This is a genomic window from Klebsiella aerogenes, from assembly GCA_029027985.1.
Classification (GTDB): Bacteria; Pseudomonadota; Gammaproteobacteria; order Enterobacterales; family Enterobacteriaceae; genus Klebsiella; species Klebsiella aerogenes_A.
This window is the reverse complement of record CP119077.1, coordinates 26,101-45,309: the sequence shown is the minus strand read 5'-3', so window position 1 is coordinate 45,309 and position 19,209 is coordinate 26,101. Positions and strand designations below refer to the sequence as shown.

27 protein-coding genes are annotated in these 19,209 nt (G+C 47.1%); 16 read left to right on the top strand and 11 right to left on the bottom strand.

Going from position 1 to position 19,209, the window contains the following annotated elements; genetic code table 11:
• Positions 1 to 3 precede the first annotated feature (3 nt).
• The 11 genes from trbK to PYR66_23710 form a co-directional block, all read right to left on the bottom strand.
• The gene (trbK, locus tag PYR66_23760; protein WEF30577.1) at positions 4 to 177 is read right to left on the bottom strand and encodes an entry exclusion lipoprotein TrbK; all 174 of its coding nucleotides are present in this window, start codon (positions 175 to 177) and stop codon (positions 4 to 6) included.
• A 12-nt stretch (positions 178 to 189) separates the two neighbouring features.
• Positions 190 to 960, bottom strand: coding sequence for a P-type conjugative transfer protein TrbJ (trbJ, locus tag PYR66_23755; protein WEF30576.1), 771 nt, complete (start codon positions 958 to 960; stop codon positions 190 to 192).
• Between the two features lie 12 nt (positions 961 to 972).
• Complete coding sequence (locus tag PYR66_23750) at positions 973 to 2,367, bottom strand: TrbI/VirB10 family protein (protein ID WEF30575.1); 1,395 nt, start codon at positions 2,365 to 2,367, stop codon at positions 973 to 975.
• Positions 2,368 to 2,370: 3 nt separating this feature from the next.
• Positions 2,371 to 2,823 carry a conjugal transfer protein TrbH gene (locus tag PYR66_23745; GenBank protein WEF30574.1) on the bottom strand — a complete coding sequence of 151 codons (453 nt, stop codon included), beginning with the start codon at positions 2,821 to 2,823 and terminating at the stop codon, positions 2,371 to 2,373.
• Between the two features lie 2 nt (positions 2,824 to 2,825).
• Complete coding sequence (gene trbG, locus PYR66_23740) at positions 2,826 to 3,716, bottom strand: P-type conjugative transfer protein TrbG (GenBank protein ID WEF30573.1); 891 nt, start codon at positions 3,714 to 3,716, stop codon at positions 2,826 to 2,828.
• A 15-nt stretch (positions 3,717 to 3,731) separates the two neighbouring features.
• Complete coding sequence (locus PYR66_23735) at positions 3,732 to 4,439, bottom strand: VirB8/TrbF family protein (GenBank protein WEF30572.1); 708 nt, start codon at positions 4,437 to 4,439, stop codon at positions 3,732 to 3,734.
• Positions 4,436 to 6,979 carry a VirB4 family type IV secretion/conjugal transfer ATPase gene (locus tag PYR66_23730; GenBank protein ID WEF30571.1) on the bottom strand — a complete coding sequence of 848 codons (2,544 nt, stop codon included), beginning with the start codon at positions 6,977 to 6,979 and terminating at the stop codon, positions 4,436 to 4,438. The genes PYR66_23735 and PYR66_23730 overlap by 4 nt, the downstream gene beginning before the upstream one ends.
• A complete protein-coding gene (locus PYR66_23725) occupies positions 6,976 to 7,302 on the bottom strand; it encodes a conjugal transfer protein TrbD (protein WEF30570.1) in 327 nt (108 codons plus the stop codon). Before PYR66_23725 ends, PYR66_23730 begins: the two co-directional genes overlap by 4 nt.
• 2 nt (positions 7,303 to 7,304) lie before the next feature.
• Positions 7,305 to 7,688: a TrbC/VirB2 family protein gene (locus PYR66_23720; protein WEF30569.1), complete on the bottom strand. Its 384-nt coding sequence runs from the start codon at positions 7,686 to 7,688 to the stop codon at positions 7,305 to 7,307.
• Positions 7,689 to 7,801: 113 nt separating this feature from the next.
• Entirely contained in the window at positions 7,802 to 8,689 is an 888-nt protein-coding gene (gene trbB, locus PYR66_23715) for a P-type conjugative transfer ATPase TrbB (protein WEF30624.1), read from the bottom strand.
• Between the two features lie 253 nt (positions 8,690 to 8,942).
• The gene (locus PYR66_23710; GenBank protein WEF30568.1) at positions 8,943 to 9,347 is read right to left on the bottom strand and encodes a transcriptional regulator; all 405 of its coding nucleotides are present in this window, start codon (positions 9,345 to 9,347) and stop codon (positions 8,943 to 8,945) included.
• A 105-nt stretch (positions 9,348 to 9,452) separates the two neighbouring features.
• Between PYR66_23710 and PYR66_23705 the strand changes: the two genes are divergently transcribed.
• The 16 genes from PYR66_23705 to PYR66_23630 all read left to right on the top strand — a co-directional run bounded on the left by PYR66_23705 (position 9,453) and on the right by PYR66_23630 (position 19,209).
• Positions 9,453 to 9,824, top strand: coding sequence for a single-stranded DNA-binding protein (locus tag PYR66_23705; GenBank protein WEF30567.1), 372 nt, complete (start codon positions 9,453 to 9,455; stop codon positions 9,822 to 9,824).
• A 79-nt stretch (positions 9,825 to 9,903) separates the two neighbouring features.
• Positions 9,904 to 10,782, top strand: coding sequence for a plasmid replication initiator TrfA (gene trfA / locus PYR66_23700; protein WEF30566.1), 879 nt, complete (start codon positions 9,904 to 9,906; stop codon positions 10,780 to 10,782).
• A gap of 1,011 nt (positions 10,783 to 11,793) precedes the next feature.
• A complete protein-coding gene (locus tag PYR66_23695; protein ID WEF30565.1) occupies positions 11,794 to 12,093 on the top strand; it encodes a type II toxin-antitoxin system RelE/ParE family toxin in 300 nt (99 codons plus the stop codon).
• A gap of 8 nt (positions 12,094 to 12,101) precedes the next feature.
• A complete protein-coding gene (locus PYR66_23690) occupies positions 12,102 to 12,410 on the top strand; it encodes a HigA family addiction module antitoxin (GenBank protein WEF30564.1) in 309 nt (102 codons plus the stop codon).
• Between the two features lie 2 nt (positions 12,411 to 12,412).
• On the top strand, positions 12,413 to 12,658 hold the full coding sequence (locus PYR66_23685; GenBank protein WEF30623.1) for an antirestriction protein ArdR: 246 nt from the start codon (positions 12,413 to 12,415) through the stop codon (positions 12,656 to 12,658).
• Positions 12,655 to 13,239, top strand: coding sequence for a hypothetical protein (locus PYR66_23680; protein WEF30563.1), 585 nt, complete (start codon positions 12,655 to 12,657; stop codon positions 13,237 to 13,239). The genes PYR66_23685 and PYR66_23680 overlap by 4 nt, the downstream gene beginning before the upstream one ends.
• 89 nt (positions 13,240 to 13,328) lie before the next feature.
• Positions 13,329 to 13,526: a DUF905 family protein gene (locus PYR66_23675; protein ID WEF30562.1), complete on the top strand. Its 198-nt coding sequence runs from the start codon at positions 13,329 to 13,331 to the stop codon at positions 13,524 to 13,526.
• A 211-nt stretch (positions 13,527 to 13,737) separates the two neighbouring features.
• On the top strand, positions 13,738 to 14,205 hold the full coding sequence (locus tag PYR66_23670; protein WEF30561.1) for an antirestriction protein: 468 nt from the start codon (positions 13,738 to 13,740) through the stop codon (positions 14,203 to 14,205).
• 47 nt (positions 14,206 to 14,252) lie between these two features.
• Complete coding sequence (locus PYR66_23665) at positions 14,253 to 15,371, top strand: protein klcB (GenBank protein ID WEF30560.1); 1,119 nt, start codon at positions 14,253 to 14,255, stop codon at positions 15,369 to 15,371.
• A complete protein-coding gene (locus PYR66_23660; GenBank protein WEF30559.1) occupies positions 15,372 to 15,632 on the top strand; it encodes a transcriptional regulator in 261 nt (86 codons plus the stop codon). It begins immediately after the preceding gene.
• Positions 15,633 to 15,731: 99 nt separating this feature from the next.
• Positions 15,732 to 15,956 (top strand): DUF2688 domain-containing protein, encoded by a 225-nt coding sequence (locus tag PYR66_23655; GenBank protein WEF30558.1) that lies wholly within the window; start codon positions 15,732 to 15,734, stop codon positions 15,954 to 15,956.
• A gap of 38 nt (positions 15,957 to 15,994) precedes the next feature.
• A complete protein-coding gene (gene kleE, locus PYR66_23650) occupies positions 15,995 to 16,318 on the top strand; it encodes a KleE stable inheritance protein (GenBank protein ID WEF30557.1) in 324 nt (107 codons plus the stop codon).
• 47 nt (positions 16,319 to 16,365) lie between these two features.
• On the top strand, positions 16,366 to 16,671 hold the full coding sequence (locus tag PYR66_23645) for a hypothetical protein (GenBank protein WEF30556.1): 306 nt from the start codon (positions 16,366 to 16,368) through the stop codon (positions 16,669 to 16,671).
• Between the two features lie 89 nt (positions 16,672 to 16,760).
• Positions 16,761 to 17,234 carry a hypothetical protein gene (locus tag PYR66_23640; GenBank protein WEF30555.1) on the top strand — a complete coding sequence of 158 codons (474 nt, stop codon included), beginning with the start codon at positions 16,761 to 16,763 and terminating at the stop codon, positions 17,232 to 17,234.
• Positions 17,235 to 17,314: 80 nt separating this feature from the next.
• Positions 17,315 to 18,100 carry a toxic anion resistance protein gene (locus PYR66_23635; GenBank protein WEF30554.1) on the top strand — a complete coding sequence of 262 codons (786 nt, stop codon included), beginning with the start codon at positions 17,315 to 17,317 and terminating at the stop codon, positions 18,098 to 18,100.
• Complete coding sequence (locus PYR66_23630) at positions 18,097 to 19,209, top strand: toxic anion resistance protein (GenBank protein WEF30619.1); 1,113 nt, start codon at positions 18,097 to 18,099, stop codon at positions 19,207 to 19,209. Before PYR66_23635 ends, PYR66_23630 begins: the two co-directional genes overlap by 4 nt.

Genomic DNA, 19,209 nt, shown 5'->3' with positions numbered 1-19,209 from the left:
CTGTCACCATTTCTTTTCGGGGCTTTTTGTAAATTCGCCTGATTTACCACACTGCGTTTTTTCCTGGTCAGTCATCTTTGATACTGACTTATTGCAATCAACCTGGTTGGGATCGGTTTTTTGGTCGCAAGCAGTGATAAAGAACGCCGACAGAATGAGTGGAATGATATATTTCATAGGAGTATCACCTTACCAAGATTGAGCGGGGCTTTTGGTATAAGTCCCTGCCCTAAAAGTTTCTGATGCAGCCGCTTGCTGGGCCTCTTTATCGGCCTGAGCCTGCGCCAGTGTTGCTGCAGCGTTTTGTTGAGCTACCAGAAGCGAGCGGATTTGCAGCAGCTGGTTTGTTTGAGCACTGGCAAGCTGGTTAGCGGCCTGAATAGCTTCCATTTGCCCTTGCGCGCCGGTGGCCTGAGTTTGCAAATCTGCCAGGTTATCAGCATCGCTTTGCAGTGTTTCCTGCTGTTGATCGAGAGCCTTAAACACGGCGTCGTTAGCCTTTTTACGTGCCTCAGAGTTGTTCTGTTCAGCTTTACGCAGTGCGCTAATTTCATCCGCAGTACATTCAACATTACTGTTAAAGCACGCCGACGATCTGTAATAGTTAATATCCTGATAACGTTTCAGATATGAATCGAGACTCCCGGCCTGATTTTTGTAGTAATTAAGAGTGTCCTGCGCCTGCAATAATTTGTTGATGGTCGAATTGGCCTGATCCCAGATATATGCCGCAGGTGCGACTGTATTTTTCAGCATGTTTTCATACTGCTGCAGCTGCGTCTGGTACTGCTGGATCTGTTTAGCCACAGCCTGAACGTTATTGACTGCGCTGATTGTGGTCTGCACCACATTAGTACCATCGATGACAGGGATACCGGCTTTCGCCGGTAATGCCATGATTGACGCCACGAAGGAAGCCAGTAACGCTTTTTTAGCGGCTAAAACGAAACGTTTATTCATCGTCTTGTCCTCTTAGTAGTCAAATGCCTGATAAGGCTTTGTGAATGCCAGGTCTTTAGTGACCATGATATTGAAGCGATAACCCGGACGAATTTCGAGCGTAGGCGCGATATTCAGGTTTTTCTGTACAACCTGCGCAATGGCCTGACCGAATACCTGACCCAGCGCTGCACTCATTTCACTGCTCATGTTCGGAGCCTGATTCGAGTTGTTATTGTTCTGGTCGCGATCCTGAGAATAAGCAATTGTCGCGGTAATACCGGACAGCAGCAGAGCGTTACCAAAGATACGGAAGTAATGGTTATTAACCTGATCACGGAAACCAGAATAACCCGCCATGTCTGCACCCGGCATGGAGCCTAAATCAAGAGCTTTTCCGTCCGGGAATACCAGACGCTGCCAGGCAATCATGACCCCTTCCTGACCATAGGCAACATCGCTTGAATATGTCCCTATCACGCGAGTTCCGTGAGGGATAAGAAGGTATTTGCCTGTTGCTGAGTCATAAACGTCCTGAGCAACCTGACCAACAATCTGCCCTGGAAGATCAGAGTTAATACCGCTAATCATGACGCCAGGAATGACCCAGCCCGCACGAAGTTCATACTGGCTGTGTGGTGCAGAAACTTTTTCATCCAGTAACCATCTGTCACCCTGCCCTTTCTTACCGAACTGGTTGATGTCATTTCGGGAAACGGAAGCACCACCCACTGATGCCAGCTGCATACCAGTATCGCTGCCGCTATCTGCGCCGCCATTCATAGAGGCCCGGATTCTCTGAACCTGAGCGTCATAACTTGCAGTAGCATCGCCAGCATTGTTCTGTTCCATCTGACGGCGAACGTTAGCGATTTCCTGCAGCATTTCATCGCGGGTTTGCGGTGTATTGCCTGCAGTGGTTGAACGCCCCAGCTGGTTAGGCAGGCTCACTTCCGTTTTAGCTTTTACGGCCTCAACAAAATCACGCATTTTATTGCGACGAATCTGGTCTGCTTCTGGATCATTCTGCCGTGGCGATTCCGACCGTTGCGGAACGGGCGGCTGATCTGGATCAGCCACCGGCGCAACGGGAACCGCTGTATAATCTGTGCTCGGTTTGGTTTTATCATCCTGTTTCGGAATCTCTGGCGGTGTTGCCGGTGCTTCAATAAGCCCGGAACTACCGCCTCCCATAACATCCATTGCCATTGCTGAGGTATCGCGGCTGCTGCCACGTTGAACAGTCGTTTCTGCCGTATCAGACGCGCCCTGGTTGGCACGTTTATTCGCGACGTATGCAACGACAAGGCAGAATGCAGCCACACAGCCTATAGCAATGTACATAGGTCTTTTGTTAACGCGGCGTACACCGGTTTTGTTCGCAACGCCCGGAGAAGCGTCGGGGGACATTTTATCTTGGTCAGCCATCCTTTATTCCTCGCGAGTCCATGGGCCTGCTGGGTATGCTTTTCCGTCTGTTGCCAGAGCGAAACCACGGCTTAACGTGACGCCACCAACATACGTTGTGACCTGGTAGAGGTTAGGCGCGACGGTGTTCACGACATAACCAAGAGTGGTCCCTGAATTTGCCAGGGCGCTCTGAGGCTTACCGTCTTTCGTGAATTCAATAACGGCATAACCCCGCGACCGCAGACGCTGAACAAGTGCCGAACCGAACTGATCTTTGGCAGGCTGTTTCATCGTGAACGTAGTACGTCCCGGAGGATACAGCGCCGCCAGATGCGCAACGGTGTTATCTGCCATGCTCGTAGAAGCGAACATACTGGCATTTGAATAGTTGCCATAACCCGAAGAGACACAGCCAGTCATTAACAGGCTTGCGGCCAGCACCATAGCAGAGGTTAATTTCATTGCTGCTTTCATTATTAGCCCCTTGTGATAGTTACTTTTTCCTGGCTCGAACCGACGCCAATTACCAGATATGCCTTGTCAAACAGGCCATCGACAATCGTTCTGTCTCCCTGGGTACGCAGGTTTACCTGCTGCGTTTCGTCTTTAGAGAACAGCCCGCCTTCTTTACGCACAACCAGAAGGATTGGGGTTTCGCCAGAAGAAATCGTTTTAGGGAACTGGATAATGGTTTTGACGCCATCGTTATATACACGTACCGGTTTCCAGCCAGCAGAACCGCTGATTTTGTAGTTGAAATCCAGATTCCCCAGGTATTCACCAGTTTGAGGAATTGTGTTGTCACGCAGCTGCTTGGCTTCACGCGTCCGAATGGCATCCCATTTAGCCTGCGCGTCTTCCGGGTAGGTAAAAGACACATACGGCATAAATTTGGTGCGGCTGGTTTTAACACGCATACGATATGTGCGGCGGTCAGTCGTCACGACCAAAGAGGTATCAAGGCCCACATCCAGAGGCTTGATGATCAGATGCAGCTGCTGCGCTGCACCAGAACCAGTGATTGAAGGAGATACCGTTACGCGTGGATCACCAACGTCAATATTGTTGACGTTCTCTCCTGGCTGCAAAGCGACATCGCACAGCTGCAGTACGGCACAGACAATCTGCGTCTGGCCCGTTGTATACACGTAACTGATTGCACCGTCTGGCCCTGCAAATGGCTTACTGGTTACGCTGCCAGCACCGGTCTGCCATTTCTGACCTATTCCAATGGCTGCTCGCTCCTGTGGTGTGAGCGATGGCTCATTGTTAGAGAAATATTGGTCGGCCAGCGGATCACTACCGGGAGCCGCATTAGCCAGAAGCGGTAAGCTCAAAATTAACGCTGAGATAATTGACTTTTTCATGTTTCGGCCCCGAATTTACAGTTGTTTTGACCAGTTGAAATCTTTAATGAAAATACGATGTGGGTTCATCACATCATTGTTTTCGTTAATTTTTGCGTTCAGATTAGTGTTCTGATAAACGTTGACCAGTGCTCGCATTCGGACCGGTGGATTTTTTAACGTACCGTCGCGGTTACGTGTTGTCTCAATCCAGTCAACCTGCCAGGTATCTGGCGTTTGCTGCAGAACGGAAATCAGCTCAGTGCTGACCATTTCCGTTTTTGCACGGGTGAAAGGATTACGTTCTTTCGAACCATTCAGGTATTCATTCGCTTTTGTTGTGGCGGGATCATCCGGGAACAAAAACGCGTAGGTGCGCAATACGGACTTACGCTGTAGTTCACCATCTGGCGTAACCGTTCTGATGTGATCGATAAAGTTCCATACAGCGGTGCGGTAGTCGTCGATCTTCGCTGGCGGCAAACGGTCTGCCCGTGTCAGGCTGACGTAGTTACCTGCCTTGTCCTGTTCATAAACCATCGGGACAGTTTTCGATTGGCTCCCGATGTAAGTAATTCCCCCCACAGCGGCCAGACCGATAAGCAGACCCGCTACACCAATGAAAATACCCAGCGCCCCGAACTGCTGCACATGGCCCATGTGGATATTCCATGAACGACGTGAATTGAGATACGGATTAGGGCTATCAGGCTGAGGGGTTTTTTTACCGTTAAAAAGTTTCATGCAGCGACCTCATACTCATAATCATTTAAGTCCAGACCCTTAGTGCGTAGCCATTCATCAACCCAGCCATCACCGTATGTTTCGGACAGTTGTTTAACTGCAGCGATTGAATCGGGATCAGTAGCTCCCGCAAATGCCAGCGCAAGTGGCCCCAGCGCGAGCTGATACAGGCGGCGGCCTTCTTCGGATACGTAGTAGTAATCTCGTTTTGGTACGGCAGACGCGATAATTTCAATCTGACGGCGATTAAGCCCCATATTGATATACAGAGGCATGGCTTCTTCCTGCAGGGCGTGGCTGTTTGGCAGGAAGATTCGGCAGGCAGTTGACTCAATAATGACATCGAGAATGCCAGAGTTGGCCGCATCACTAAGCTGCTGAGTTGCCATAAGAACAGAGCAGTTTTTCTTAGCCATGGATTTAAGCCAGTCGCGGATTTTGCCCCTGAATTCTGGATGACCCAGCATGAGCCAGGCCTCATCGAGGATGATGAGTGTAGGACTACCATCCAGCGATTCTTCAATGCGACGGAAGAGATAGAGCAGCACCGGCAGCGCGTATTTCTGATCCATGTTCATGAGATGTTCAATCTCGAACGTCATGAAGTCAGAAATATCAAGACCATCTTCTTCTGCATCGAGCAGATGACCCATGTTGCCATCAATGGTGTATTGTTTGAGTGCCTCACGAATGACATTGTTCTGAACCGTAACCGTAAATTCAGACAGGGTTTTGGAGTGAGTCTCAGACATACTCTTAATGGCGTCAGCAATAGCATTTCGCATAGGAGCATCAACTTTGACCCCGTTCAGGATCAGAATGGCTTCAATCCATTCCATCGCCCATGTGCGGCGTGTAGGAGTATCCAGTCGTGATAAAGGTGCAAACGCCAGCTGGTTATCATCACCGGCAATCGTGAAATGCTTCCCGCCTACGGCCTTGCAGGTAGCAAACATCGACAGACCTTTATCGAAAGTGAAAATGCGCGAGTTAGCGTAACGACGCCACTGCATAGCGGTTAACGCCAGATGGGTAGATTTACCTGCACGGGTTGGCCCGAACATGAAGGCGTGGCCGAGGTCACGAACATGCAGATTAAGTCTGAATGGCGTATTCCCTGACGTGACACAGTGTGTCAATGGTGGTGCGCCTACTTCGAACATCGGGCTTGGGGCTTTATTTTCGCCCGGCCAGATTGTACTGGTTGGCATCAGGTCGGCAAGGTTAAGGGTATTAACCAGTGGTCGCCGCACGTTTTCAACACCATGGCCCGGTAAGGAACCAAAGTAGGCATCCACCGTGTTCACGGTTTCAATTCGCGCGGCGAAGCCGGTATTGTTAACAGCCTTGCGCATAAACTCTGCGGCATCTTCGACCTTCTGGCGGTCCTCATTCATCAGGACAATGACACTGGTGATATAACCCTGACTGACCAAACCGGAGTTAGTCTCTGCAATAGCAGAAGACGCATCGTTGACCATAGACAATGCGTCTTCATCAACGTAGCCGTTATTGGTATTGAACAGCTGAGACATAAAACCGCGTACTTTCTGTTTCCACTTCCTGCGGAATGCCGTCAGCTTTGAAATGGCTTCGTGAGAATCGAGGAAAATAAAGCGCGTGGACCAGCGGTATTCACATGGCTGTTCGGCCAGCTTAGTGAGAATGCCCGGATAAGATTCAGAGGGGTAGCCTTCAATCGCCACAACCTGAATGAAGTTTTTCCCGATACGTGGCGTGATGCCAGGAATAAACTCCTGACCACCAATGAGGCTATCCAGATAAATAGGATTGTTTGGCAGACGTATAGGATGTTGCAGCCCCGTAATGCAATACTGCAGGTACTCCAGCTGCTGATCCATCGTTGCAACGGAGCCGTCTTCCTGTTCGATTTTCACGCCGTTCAGTCGCTCAACCGAAACAGCCTGTGAGAGGTTCGCCTGAATGATGCTGATTTCATGCTTAAATTTTTCAATGAGATTCAGCGTAGCGTCTTTATCAGTGGAGGCTTCGCGGTCGTCATCAAACATCAGTTCCGTAAATTTGCTTTCTGCCAGCGCTGGCGGGAACCAGGTGAAGGTAACGATAAAGCACCCTTCATACAGTTGCCCCAGCTTTTCAAACAGACGGCGGCGTTCTTCATCCACGGCAGCGGAAACACGATCAGGAAAGTGTGAAGCGTTTCGGTCACTGTATGACGGAGCCGGGTTACGCATTGCATCAACGTGCATCATCCAGCCGTTGCCGAGTCTGCCAATCGCTTTATTAATGCGAAATGAGACAAGCTCTCTTTCCTGGTCGGTCGCGCTCGCGTTGTCTGCACCTTTAAAAAAGAATGACGCCATAAAAGAACCGTTCTTACATACAATCACGCCATCATCAACAACAGCGGCGTAATTCAGCATGTCGGCTAAGGCTTCATCCTTCGAGCGATGTTTTTTAAGGTGATATTCCTTCACCATACGCTGATAGTAAGCCAGCATCATGCCAAGCAAGATCAGCCCTATCAGCGCAACTAAGACAGGAATTGCGGTATTCATTTTTTCACCCTTTCATAACGTTTGCCTTGGGTTCCTGTATTTTTGCGGAACGGCGTAGCGCGGGGCGCATAATACGGCTGGCTGTATTTGAGGCTACGCAAATAAACTTGGCGTAACATCGGATCTGATTTAGCCATTTTCCTTAACAGGAAAAGTGCTCCCGCCCAAATCACGATGCCTACACCGGCAGCGATCCAGTCTTGTGAAGTAAAGATAAGGACCGCTGCCAGCAGGATTGAAAACATAACCAATTCACGGTCCCCGCCCATGAAGAGGTTCGTTCTTGAAGCCGCCCTACGAATGGGGATCGTGCGTAATGCCATGGTTATGCCACTCCCCCTGTTTTAGAGCTGGTCAGCATTGCTGCCAGTTCTGCACCCTGCCCTGTGATTGCAGACAATGTGTTTTGAGCCGCAACCAGGAAGCTAAGAACAAGAACAATGAAAATCAGGGTACGAAGGAACCCGTTCATATCACCGCCGAAGATCAACATCGCGCCTGCACCGACCAGGCCGATAATGGAAGCGGTATATGCAAATGGTCCTGTAACAGAAGTACGGATGTTGGTCATCCAGTCATCGAACGGCAGGCCACCGCCAGATGTGTTTGACGCCAGAGCAGGTTCAGCTGCCATGAAAAACAGCATCGCGCCCAAAAATGCAATAAAGGCGTGTTTGCTGAGGTTGAAGTGGGAAAGACCTGTTTTCATTAAATAACCCCTTACTAAGGTTGTTCTGGAACGATTTGAATAAGGTTGAGCTTTATGGCCTGCCCGTTGGCCTGAGTTTCGTTGCTGTGTGTGGTAGATATGTCCTCCATTTTTTAAGCTGCAATGAGCTGGGAAATATATTCCCCGTTTTCATAACCCTGAATCTCGCGGATTTCTTTAATCCGGCGACCCTCAGTAGTTTTAGAAATCTGGACGATCACGTTGACCGCTTCGCCAATTACCGGCTCAATTTCTCGCGGAGCAAACGGGTTACGTGAGATCAGTGAACGCAGACGCGTGAGAGCAGAAAGCGTGTTGTTGGCGTGAAGTGAGGCCGCGCCGCCCTCATGCCCGGTGTTCCAGGCGTCAAGCATATCGAGGGCTTCCGGGCCGCGTGTTTCACCTACGAAAATACGGTCAGGTCGCATACGCAGGATCAGACGAAGAATGTCTGTCATGGTGACGTCAACGGTGGTGTGATACTGAACAAAGTTTTGCGCGGCGCACTGCAGTTCGCCCGTATCTTCGATAATGCAGATACGCTCGTCTGGAAACTGACGAACTATTTCAGCAATGATGGCGTTTAACAGCGTTGTTTTCCCTGAACCAGTACCACCAATAACCAGAATATTTTTATGCGCGGCAATTGCGCGACAAATAAAATCAGCCTGCGCCCTGGTCATTACGCCTTTATCTACATATTCATCCAGAAGGAAAATGCGTGAGGCTTTCTTACGAATAGCAAAGGTTGGACCTGCAACCAGTGGCGGCAGCTGACCCGCAAAACGGGAACCATCAATAGGGAGTTCACATTCAAGAAATGGCGATTTGTGATCGATAATCTTTTTGTGAAAGCCCGCGATAGTTTGAAGAATGGTTTTTGAACGTTGTACAGGCACTGTTCCCATGCAGAACATAGGCTGACCGAATTTCTCACGCCACAGCTTGCCATCCGGGTTGAGCATGATTTCCAGCGTTTCAGGATCTTCCAACGCTTCCATCAAACTTGGCCCCATGTCCCTTTTGAGCTTTTCTATCGCTCTTAAATCAACGGAATCTACAGCGTCCATAATTCCTCTTTTTCTTTACACAGCTTTTACAATAGAAATTACGGCAAACGATATACCGAAACAAACTTGCAAGCAAGAGTTAATCCAGCATTAAAGCGAAATTATTGGTGGTTCGAAGACGGGGAAAGGAGATGTTTTTTAGCGGCTAAAATCTGCATCCCTGCAGAACCATCCTTTTTTGGCGTTAACTGTCTTTCTTTTCCTGCATTTTTTCCAGCATTGCCTTTGCTTCCTGGCCTAACTTCTGGCGTGCCTGATCACTCCACATACGTACCCGAAAGGCTTGCTGTTCGGAAAGTATGACGGACACTCTTACATAGCCAGGGGGAAGGCTCTTAACAGGTTTTCCATCAGCCATCAGCATAAGGCTGTGTTCATCAAGATCAGTTGTTTCAAGGAGAACGGGAAGGGCTACATCGAGGGCATTAGCAATGGATTCCATCACCCTTAAAGATGGGTTCGCTTTTCCATTTGTTAGGTCCGACAAAAAAGAGATTGAAACCCCAGCTTTTTGGGAAAGTTCCTGCTTTGTCATACCTCTTTCTTCAAGCAGTCTGAGGATGTTAGTAAAAAAAATTAGGTTGTACACGATACGCTTACGCCTCGATGTAAATTTTAGCGGCTAAAATGTTGACCGAATCAAATTGTTTAGCTAAACTCTATATTTCCTAGTCACAGAGATAGAGATCTGCATATGAAAAATCTTAATCGTTTTCAGTTTATCGGAAATCTAACAAAAGACACAGAGTTACGGTATACAGCAAAAAGCACACCGATCGCAATTTTCGATATAGCGGTTAACGGGAGCTATAAAGAACAGGAAAGCGGTGAAGTCAAGGAATATACCGACTTTTTCCGTATCAAGGTATGGGGTAAGGCTGCAGAAAACGCTGCAAAGTTCTTGGGGAAAGGTTCACAGGTTTTTGTAGAAGGTTCTATGCGTAACACTCAGTATGAATCGAACGGCCAAAAAGTGTATGGCATCGATTACATTGCTGAGAATATCCAGTATTTAAATACAAAATCCCCGGCAAGCAGTCCCGCAGCTGCAGGTAATGAAAACTGATTACTATGGCAACATAGTATAGAATGAAGGCCCGCTATGGGCCTTTTCTCAATTCGCAGATAAAGCGGCTGAGGCTTTTATGACAGATAACAAAACACATTCAGAACTCGATAAGCTGAAAGAGGCTGCACTGGCCCAGCGTAAAAAAACTATCGACGAAAAGAATACACAAAAGCAGCTGACGCTTTTCGATATTGCTCCATGGCCTGATTCCATGCGAGCACTACCTAACGACTATGCGCGCTCTGCGCTCTTTACTGTTAAAAATAAGCGTCAGCCCCGCGAAGCTCTGCAAAAAAAAGAAATTTATCATATCAATAAAGACGTGCGTATCACGTATACCGGACTTGAGCTAAGGGCCGATGATGACGAGTTGGTATGGCAGCAGGTTCTGGAGTACGCCAAAAGGAAACCCATGGGAGAACCCATTACTTTCACTTTTTATGAACTCTGTCAGGATTTAGGATGGTCTTACAACGGGCGTTACATCAGTAAAGCTGAGGAGTGTCTTACCCGGCTCCAGGCAACGGCCATGCAGTTCATTTCTGATCGCGTCGGGCAATTGGAGTCGGTTTCTCTAATCGGACGATTTCGCGTTATTGAGCGCGGTACGCGGTTATCGCGCTGTGAAGTGATGATTGATAAGGAAATGGTTTTACTCTTTGCCGGGGACCATTATTCGAAATTTGTTTGGGAAAAATATCGCAAGCTCTCCCCCACCGCTCGCCGCTTGTTTGATTACTTTGGTTCTCACCGCGAACCCTACCCTATGAAACTGGATACCTTCAAGCTGATGTGCGGTTCTGATTCAGATCGCATTAAAAAGTGGCGCGAACAGGTCAATAAAGCCTGCGTTGAACTTAAAGAAAGCGGCCTCATTCACAGTGCCTGGGTAGATAAAGATCGTATCTACTGTAAGCGAAGCACTGACGAACCTAAATCTGATGGCGACACTTGAGGGGCAACATTACGACACTTGAGGGGCGAGTTATTACCGCCCTTTTTTTTTGCCGTAAGTTTAGCTACCAAAAAAAATGTTTAGCTGTACATAGCTTAATCACTTTCTCAAATCATCCCCCGTTTCTGTGGATAACCTTGTTTATAAACCGGTAAAGTTATGACATATGAGGGGCGGAATTACGACATTTGAGGGGCGTCATGGTGACATATGAGGGGCGATTTCATGACACTTGAGGGGCTGCTTTATGACATATGAGGGGCGAAATTACGACACTTGAGGGGCTACTTTATGACATATGAGGGGCGCATGTGGATATTTTTCCCCTTAATAATCATTGTTTTAATTGAGTTTTGCACACCCCTCTAACCAGATCTTTAACCGATCTTTTAACCGATCCTTTAACCACTTTTAACCAAAAAAATTAACCTTATTTTTAACCGCGTCTAACGACGCCCCCGAAGGGGGGAAACCCCCCTTCTCAATCCCTCCCGGCCGCAAGCGGCCTCCCATCCCCCCAGGGGCAAGCCCCTCGACCGCAAGCGGTCTTCACCCCAAAATGACTCACTCGCTTCGCGAGCTTAGGCCGCTTCGCTCTGCCAGAGATAAATCTCTGGCGCAGTCCCACTAACCAACGTGCAAAGCATCTGGCCGTTAAAGGATTTCTGCTCCGGGCCTTAAAAGGCCCAAAGCAGAAACCTTAACGGATGATGTAACTACTTAATAACTCACTCGCTACGCGAGCATAGGCCGCTTCGCTCTCGGCAAAGTACCTTTGCCGGGCATAGATACTCGCTAGAGATACCAAGCACACTTCGAAATACTGAATGCGCTACAGAACCGGAGGGTTTACGCCAGAAAGAAGGGCTTTAAAGGGATCGTCTTAGGATCGTTATGCGAAATTGGATCATTTTTCGAATGTTCTAAATTGGTGGCTCCATGTTCCATTTTGGTTGCATGGACCGTATTTGATGATATAATGAACACTCAATAATATGATGGAGCGCTGGAATGATTGGTAGCTTTAAGGACGGCCAGAACGGTGAGCTTGCAACGTTCTACGTGCATGGGACACGGAGCGCACAGATACCGGCCATCATTGAAAAGCCGCTTCGCCGTAAGCTGTCTCTTCTGGCCGCTGCCAGCAGTGAAAAATCATTGTTCTCGCCGCCCGGTAACAATTATGAACGCTTGCAGGGTAATCTCGCTGGATGGTCAAGCATTAGGGTGAGCATTCAGTGGCGTCTAATCTTTCGCTGGCGCGATGGCCATGCTTACGACATTTATCTCGATCCACATAAGTACCGCTAGGGGGGAATATGGATACGATCACCGCAGAACCAACCACTGTAGGCGAAATGCTGTCAGAAGAGTTTTTAAAGCCGCTAAACATCACCCAGGCAGAGCTGGCATTGGTAATGGGTGTGTCCCGCAAAGTTATCGGTCAGATAATCAATAACAGCCGCCGTATCAGCGTAGCAGAAGCCTCACAGCTGGCCGTATTGTTCCAGACTGATGAAGACTTCTGGATTAACCTGCAGGCCGCTCATGACCGTTGGGAGAGCCGGAATATTATAGCGAATAACCATTTCCGCCCTATTCAGGATCTGCTCGCGGAGGCAGGCTGATGATGAATTACGTAGAAATAGCCCGGAGCTGGCGATTACAGAACCCGGAACATGCCGATAGCGGCATAGTGCTGATCTGGAATGATGCGGTTTACGGCTGGAAAAACTGTCTGCGTGACCCTCAACATGAAAGACCTGGTGCAATAGCTATTGATTCCAGTGGGCATATTTTTATTGCCGAAGGCGGTAACGAGTATGATGGCGCGAAGTGTTGGGTAGTTTTGGAAAATAAGAAGGAACTTATATGAATGATAATGCGCATTTTGAAACTGTATTTTCTACATTTCCGCTATTTTATTTTGCAATGGTTGTTGCTGGTTTGTCGTATATAACTTTTGCAGTAATGATGAATTTAATCAAGCGTAGTCAGTTTTTAAAGAAAGTTTTAGATGGTAAGTATGATCTACCTGAAAATGGTGATAATGAAGAAGAGGTCTGGAAGAAGGAACCATTTTTAAGTTTTATAAAATGGGACAGAAAACGCTGCATTATCCAGTCAATAGTATCTGCCATTTTCTTTGTTTTGATTATTGCATCATTTATTTATTATCTGCTTGAGGTGGGGACCAAAAAGGATTTATATCTGTTCGTGTTTACTTTTTCATTACTTGCAAGTTTTCACAATTTAATAAAGTCAATTGACGCGATGATTGACGCCAAGAAAATGAATAAAGATCTCAAAGAGAATATAAGTGCTGAATTGTTTAATTCACACTTCACAAAATTTATCAAAAGAGAAGGTATTTATTTATACTGCTCTCTATTTTTTGATATTGCATGTATCATTGTCATTGGCTGGATGCTGTATTCAGAATTTGTCGGGAAATAGAATAAAACACTTCACATTATAGGACAAAATGTCCTATAATGTTTGTGAAGGCCGGGTAAGTCACTCAGGTCAATTACCGGAGAACTCCGATGAAAGATTTACTTAAGAACCTCCCTCCCCTTGTCGATACTGTAACTGTTAAAGTTGCTAACGTTACTAAGTATGATGATCACCAGGTAGAAATTCGCGAAGCTGATACCAATCTTCTTATCTGGCGAGCATGGGATTTTGAACCGGATTTTGAATATAATTTCAAGCAGCAGCTGCAGCGTTTCATCAAGAACTGATTCGCAAACTGGCCCGCATAGCGGGCCTTCTCTTTTAGCAGGAGAATACAATGAAAATGAATAATTAATTCCCATAATTACGGGATTATTATTTGAGATAACTACCTGGTAGCTATGATTAGGTATTTAACTCTTGATGTATAGGACAAAATGTCCTATTATGTTTGTGAAGGCCGGGTAAGTCACTCAGGTCAACTACCGGAGAACTCCGATGAATAACGAAGTTATCGTTACTGCTCGTAAACTTACAGATTATGAAGAACGCCTGATGTTTATGCCGAAATTTTTCGGTCAATACTGGCATTTTGTGGAAAACCACACTTATAACTGGATGCGTAAATTAAGCCCTGAAAATAAAAGCCAATATTTAAGTAGTGCGCTGGATAAAATCGAAGCCCATTACGATGGTGGTGAATGGGATTTTTATGAGCTTTCGAATGGTGGTTATTTTATGGCACCAAACAGCCGTGAACATTACCGTATTTCTGTCCAGGGTAATTACTTTGACGGTTTGTTAACCGCAGAAGCTGCAGGTATGGTAGCAACCAGTTTTGTGCTGGCCCAGCTTGCTAATTCTAATCTGCCATTTTCAGAAAGATGCAGTGCTTATTATCATCAGCTGTTTGATTACGCCAGCGGGCATCAAGAATATGCGCAGTTCCGTGCGGCCATCGATTAAGTGAGTCTTTATCCCCTGCTCTGCAGGGGATTTTTCAGGGGTTTAATATGTCCAAACATTATCCTGGCGATGACTCTCGCGATCAGCAAATGGATGCCATTGCGCAGCAGCTGCCGGACGACCATCGCATTCTGGACGCAGCGTACTCAGCGTTAATTGATTTAAATAAAGCCTGTATGACCGGTGATCCGCAACAGCGTCATGATGCTGTTTACCGGTTCGAAGCCTGTATCTGGAAAATGAACGGTAAAACCTTCTTTGGGTGTAATGCCGGTGAACATGAAGCGGCTCATGTTATCAGTGAATATTGCCGTGCTGATGACGGTAGCGTTCCTATGTGGGGCCAGCACGGTGATTTTATCATCGAAAGTTTCAGTGGTATGCGAGCAAGGGTTAAGGTCGAAGCCGGATGTATGATGGGTTATCTTTCCACCTCGTTTCATGCCGTGGATTTAGGCGCACCCTTTGTATCCGAAACAGGGTATCGTTCGCATTTCGTTCGGCTTTCAGAAGTAAGACCAGGAGAAACCGTTGATGCACACGTTTCCCGCGTATTTCAAAGCCTGATTGACGCCAGAAAGAAACCTGCTTTTATCGCTGCTGATTCCCGTGACAGGCTGGCATCTGAGCCTTTGCCTGATTGGTTAAACTCCCTTTCGCCCCCCCCTGACAGAACGCCTCTAACGCTTCCTGACGGCTTTGTTAGGGTCGAGGCGTTATTACCCGCCTCTAAAGCATTTGTCGCTCGTAAATGGGCTGTAGCAGCTCAGGAACGCATTACAGCTATTATTCAGCGAGAACGTGAGGCTGAAAGAGAGGCTATGAGGGCCGAAAGCGAACGGCGCAAGCAGCTGGCAAAGGAGCGTCCCAAAGAATACAAAGATCGGATGATTACGGTTCAGCACTATAAGGAATTTTACGTTGGTGCTCGATGTGAAATCGTGAGTGTGCATCATCCGGTGTTTGCTAAAAATATTGGCACTATTGTAAAAATCGTTACGATATACGATTCAGGATGCGTGGAGGCGCATGAAGATAAGCCTATACGTTATCGAATCAACCGTCGCGGAACTCAGGTAGTGGATTTTGACCCTACTTGCGTTCGTACTTTTTACAATGTTGATCAACTGAAATTACTGGAAGACAACAAAACAGGTGAATCGTAAATGCAAACTAAACCCTACCCTGTCTCAATAAGGTCAGAATGTTTTTTACCCTTTGGTGCGGGATGGGTTTGTCCGACGCCAGAAGAAATTCGTACTTTGATGCAGATAGCAGAGCTAACAGGAAGCAAAGCGGCCACACTCACCGGCCTGAAAGACAGCCGAACCGTCAGGCGCTGGATTGGGGGGGATACCCCCATTCCTTTTTCGGCCTGGGCTATCCTGGTTGAATATGCAGGATTGGGTAAAATCTGGAAGGTGTGAAAAGAATTTTAGCCGCTAAAATTGCAGTGTAGGACAAAATGTCCTATAATATTTGTGAAGGCCGGGTAAATCACTCAGGTCAGCAGCCGGAGAATTCCGATGAAAAATACACTTATCCATACTCACTGCAAGCGTTGCGGCTGCAGTCTCACCATGCTTAAACATAGCGTTTTTGGTGCAAATTCATTAAAGGCTGAATTAGGTCAAATTTGTGCTGAATGTCTTACGCCAGAAGAAAATCAACGTATCAGTAAAGAAATCATGGAGCTTGCTGTTCGGCGCGTATGCCAGCCAACATTAACGCTTCATCGCAGAGGACACTAGCTAACCGGTTCAGTGTCTGAATCCAGCAGGAGGCCAGTATGACCAATGTCGTTAAATTTCCTCGTCAAGAGGACAGTAAACCGCAGCAGGGCCAGCCAGTCGAGAATGCTGCCGGTCAAACATCAGGGAGCGCCATGCGTAATATCATGCATGGTGTCATTGGTGCGGTGTACATGGTGCTGGTCATTCTCTGGATTCCTGTTCGCTTCCTGCTGATCGCGAACGTTGTCATTCAGTTTTTCAAAATGATGTTTAAATGGAGCGATGGCGCGATTGCTGCAGCCTGTCCGTTTGTGATCAGTTTCCTTGTGCTGGCTGTCCTGACTTATATTATGGCAACATGGAAACCCAAAGTGCCGTAATGGTATTGAGTTGTCATTTTATGCAAGAACATAAAAGGAGTCTGATTGTGAGTGGAGGTTTACTCAGTACGATTTTTAAGGGGCAGTTTTATGTGTTCCTGTTTGTGGGCCTAATTACGCTGCTGCAGTCTGTGCTATTCGCAGTTGTGGGTGAGTACAGGCTTTCCCTTCTTTGCCTGCTGGCGTCAGTAACTACTCCTGGACTGGCCCCGTTTGATAGCTATGAAGAACCATTAAAAAGCCCGCACGCGGCGATACGCGGTCTTGCTACCTTTGGTAGCCGTCATTACCGGCTGTGTCGCCTGATTTGCCTGGCGGCGGCGATACTGATGCTAGTGAGTATCAAAAATTAAACCGGCAGTAGCCGGTTTTTTTTCACTCATTTCTTGTCATTACCCTTTTGTTTAGCTAAACTTTTGTATAGCTAAACATGGAGGGCGTTATGACAAAGATTTTAACTACCGCAGAACACAATCAAGCGAGAGCTGATCTCGCCACATTAACCGCTGTCGTTGAGAACTACGCAGTTACCCACCCCAAAAAACATGGCTGGAGTACCCTGGGCGCATTTTGTATGCCTGCAGTTTTCGTTCTTGTTGTTGGATACTCCATCATGACGGATATAGATCCACTGACTGGCGCAGTATTCTCATTGATTGGATGTGTCATGTTGTATGGCGCTGTAGGGGCTGCAGGTTATCTCCAGGGAAAATGGCATAACGATGAACTTGATATGTCAGATCTTCATAAAATTCGTGCTTTTTCTCCATTTGTGAAACAGCTAATCACTAACGGCATGGCAAAGAATAACGGTCTGCTGACTTATACCCTGCTTGAAAGCCTGCTCTGTGAAATCGAGTTCGCGCTGAAAGAAGATGACCTGCGTTTCAATATAAATAAGCAACTTAATGTGTAGCTGCGATTTTAGCGGCTAAAAAGATTGTACAAATCATTTTGTTTAGCTAAACTAAATCAAAATGTAAGACAGAGGCTATTATGACAGGTGCAGGAAATATCGAGGTTCCAACCAAGGAACGGCTGAAAGAGGTCATTTTACCGACCTTATTCAGCGATGCAAATGCGATAAGCAGATATGGCGAATCGGAAATTTCTTCTAATGCTATGGACCGCTACTCGTCGCTTATGGAAAAGTCAGCTGTCTCCGCATTATCCGGCTCAATAAGCCAAATAGTTAATGCGCTGGCTGAGGCCGATCCCCGGACCATTGCAAGGAAACCATCATGGTTTTCCCGTTTCTCAGGTACACATCTTGAAAAAAAGGTTCGTTATCAAAAAGCTCGCATGAATGTTGAGGCTTTAATTGGTGAAGGGAAAAGTTTCATGGAGCACGTATACGAAATGCTTCATGCGCTTGAAGATCTCATGGTGATTCATCATCAGGAAATTGAAAGGCTCAAAGTTTACATTGACGCCGGAAGGGAATTTTTACGCGAAGTACCAGAAGAACCGAAAGCCGACGACCTGAATATTGTCTTTGATAAGCCGCGTGAACGATTTGCCAGGAAAATCGCAAACCTTGCTACGTTGCTTGCTTCGCATGAAATGAGCGTCACGCAAATGAAAATTACCCGCGCTCAGTGCATTGATATTCTGGACCGTTTCAACGAAACCGTGAATGTCCTGGTTCCTGTCTGGCGACAACATACCCTGTCGCTAATCACGACAACAAACATGGACCCGGATATGGTCAGTAAAGCTACCCAGGCACACCAGGCGCTTATGAAAAGTCTGCATAAGAGTTTAGAGGGGATTGATAAATGAATACTCAAACTGCCACCAATACAGCAATTACGCCGTATGTCATTAATGCAACCGAACTGGAAAAGTTTGGTTTACGCCAGGAAGATGAATCTGAGATTCAGGCTGTTGCTGAGCGTATTGATGCCAGCAACCCGGACACGGTGTATCAGTTTGGCCGTGATGTTGCGGAAAATACTGCAGCTTATGCAGATAGCCTTTTGGAACAGATCAGAAATAAAGATTTGGATGACGCTGGCTCTAAGCTGACGGAAGTCGTCAACCTGGCCCGCAGCGTGAATGTTTCTAACCTGACGGAAAGCCGTTCTAACCTGCCGGTCATCGGTCCGATTATCAATAAAATTCGCACACGGGGTAAAAATTTCGCGGCACAGTTTGATTCTACCCGCGAGCAGATAGATGCGCTGGTATCTGAGGTGTCTATTACGCAGCGTAGCCTGGCTGCTAATAACGGTGCATTGCAGCAGATGTTTGAAGAGGTGGTAAAAGAACATCACCTTCTTGGCGTCCACATTGCCGCAGGCAAGGTCCGTCTTTCGCAGCTGCAGCTGCAGGCTGAGAAGCTAAGAGCGAGTGTCGGAAATAACCCTGCCTCTTTCCAGGAAGTAGCCGATCTCGATACGCTGATTTCTAATCTGGATAAGCGAATCGGAGATTTGATCGTGTCTCAGCAGTCGGCCATGCAGGTTCTGCCGATGATTCGTATCATCCAGGCGAATAATCAGAACCTTGTTGATAAATTTCATAGCGTTAAAGAAACAACGGTCCCGAACTTTAAGAGACAATTCCTGTTGGCTATTTCCCTGAATGGTCAGCGTAATGCTGTTAACCTGGCGAATGATATTGATAACGCCAATAACGAACTCCTTCGCAGTAACGCAAAACTGCTGCACCGGAATGCGGTTGAAACGATGCGCGCTAATCAGCGGCTTGTAATCGACGTCAGTACGCTTAAAGAGGTACAGGATACGCTGATCCAGACTGTCGGTGACGTTATTAAGATTCAACGTGAGGGGGCGACAAAACTCCGTGAGACTGAAAAGCAGGTGTTAACCATGCGTGAAAATCTCAGGGCCAGACTGACTCAGAAAGGGATCACTCAGGAGGTTTAA

Excerpts from the sequence above, each read along its gene's own strand:
- trbK (WEF30577.1), bottom strand. The coding sequence starts at position 177 with ATGAAATATATCATTCCACTCATTCTGTCGGCGTTCTTTATCACTGCT.
- trbJ (WEF30576.1), bottom strand. The coding sequence starts at position 960 with ATGAATAAACGTTTCGTTTTAGCCGCTAAAAAAGCGTTACTGGCTTCC.
- PYR66_23750 (WEF30575.1), bottom strand. The coding sequence starts at position 2,367 with ATGGCTGACCAAGATAAAATGTCCCCCGACGCTTCTCCGGGCGTTGCG.
- PYR66_23745 (WEF30574.1), bottom strand. The coding sequence starts at position 2,823 with ATGAAAGCAGCAATGAAATTAACCTCTGCTATGGTGCTGGCCGCAAGC.
- trbG (WEF30573.1), bottom strand. The coding sequence starts at position 3,716 with ATGAAAAAGTCAATTATCTCAGCGTTAATTTTGAGCTTACCGCTTCTG.
- PYR66_23735 (WEF30572.1), bottom strand. The coding sequence starts at position 4,439 with ATGAAACTTTTTAACGGTAAAAAAACCCCTCAGCCTGATAGCCCTAAT.
- PYR66_23730 (WEF30571.1), bottom strand. The coding sequence starts at position 6,979 with ATGAATACCGCAATTCCTGTCTTAGTTGCGCTGATAGGGCTGATCTTG.
- PYR66_23725 (WEF30570.1), bottom strand. The coding sequence starts at position 7,302 with ATGGCATTACGCACGATCCCCATTCGTAGGGCGGCTTCAAGAACGAAC.
- PYR66_23720 (WEF30569.1), bottom strand. The coding sequence starts at position 7,688 with ATGAAAACAGGTCTTTCCCACTTCAACCTCAGCAAACACGCCTTTATT.
- trbB (WEF30624.1), bottom strand. The coding sequence starts at position 8,689 with ATGGAAGCGTTGGAAGATCCTGAAACGCTGGAAATCATGCTCAACCCG.
- PYR66_23705 (WEF30567.1), top strand. The coding sequence starts at position 9,453 with ATGAAAAATCTTAATCGTTTTCAGTTTATCGGAAATCTAACAAAAGAC.
- trfA (WEF30566.1), top strand. The coding sequence starts at position 9,904 with ATGACAGATAACAAAACACATTCAGAACTCGATAAGCTGAAAGAGGCT.
- PYR66_23695 (WEF30565.1), top strand. The coding sequence starts at position 11,794 with ATGATTGGTAGCTTTAAGGACGGCCAGAACGGTGAGCTTGCAACGTTC.
- PYR66_23690 (WEF30564.1), top strand. The coding sequence starts at position 12,102 with ATGGATACGATCACCGCAGAACCAACCACTGTAGGCGAAATGCTGTCA.
- PYR66_23685 (WEF30623.1), top strand. The coding sequence starts at position 12,413 with ATGAATTACGTAGAAATAGCCCGGAGCTGGCGATTACAGAACCCGGAA.
- PYR66_23680 (WEF30563.1), top strand. The coding sequence starts at position 12,655 with ATGAATGATAATGCGCATTTTGAAACTGTATTTTCTACATTTCCGCTA.
- PYR66_23675 (WEF30562.1), top strand. The coding sequence starts at position 13,329 with ATGAAAGATTTACTTAAGAACCTCCCTCCCCTTGTCGATACTGTAACT.
- PYR66_23670 (WEF30561.1), top strand. The coding sequence starts at position 13,738 with ATGAATAACGAAGTTATCGTTACTGCTCGTAAACTTACAGATTATGAA.
- PYR66_23665 (WEF30560.1), top strand. The coding sequence starts at position 14,253 with ATGTCCAAACATTATCCTGGCGATGACTCTCGCGATCAGCAAATGGAT.
- PYR66_23660 (WEF30559.1), top strand. The coding sequence starts at position 15,372 with ATGCAAACTAAACCCTACCCTGTCTCAATAAGGTCAGAATGTTTTTTA.
- PYR66_23655 (WEF30558.1), top strand. The coding sequence starts at position 15,732 with ATGAAAAATACACTTATCCATACTCACTGCAAGCGTTGCGGCTGCAGT.
- kleE (WEF30557.1), top strand. The coding sequence starts at position 15,995 with ATGACCAATGTCGTTAAATTTCCTCGTCAAGAGGACAGTAAACCGCAG.
- PYR66_23640 (WEF30555.1), top strand. The coding sequence starts at position 16,761 with ATGACAAAGATTTTAACTACCGCAGAACACAATCAAGCGAGAGCTGAT.
- PYR66_23635 (WEF30554.1), top strand. The coding sequence starts at position 17,315 with ATGACAGGTGCAGGAAATATCGAGGTTCCAACCAAGGAACGGCTGAAA.
- PYR66_23630 (WEF30619.1), top strand. The coding sequence starts at position 18,097 with ATGAATACTCAAACTGCCACCAATACAGCAATTACGCCGTATGTCATT.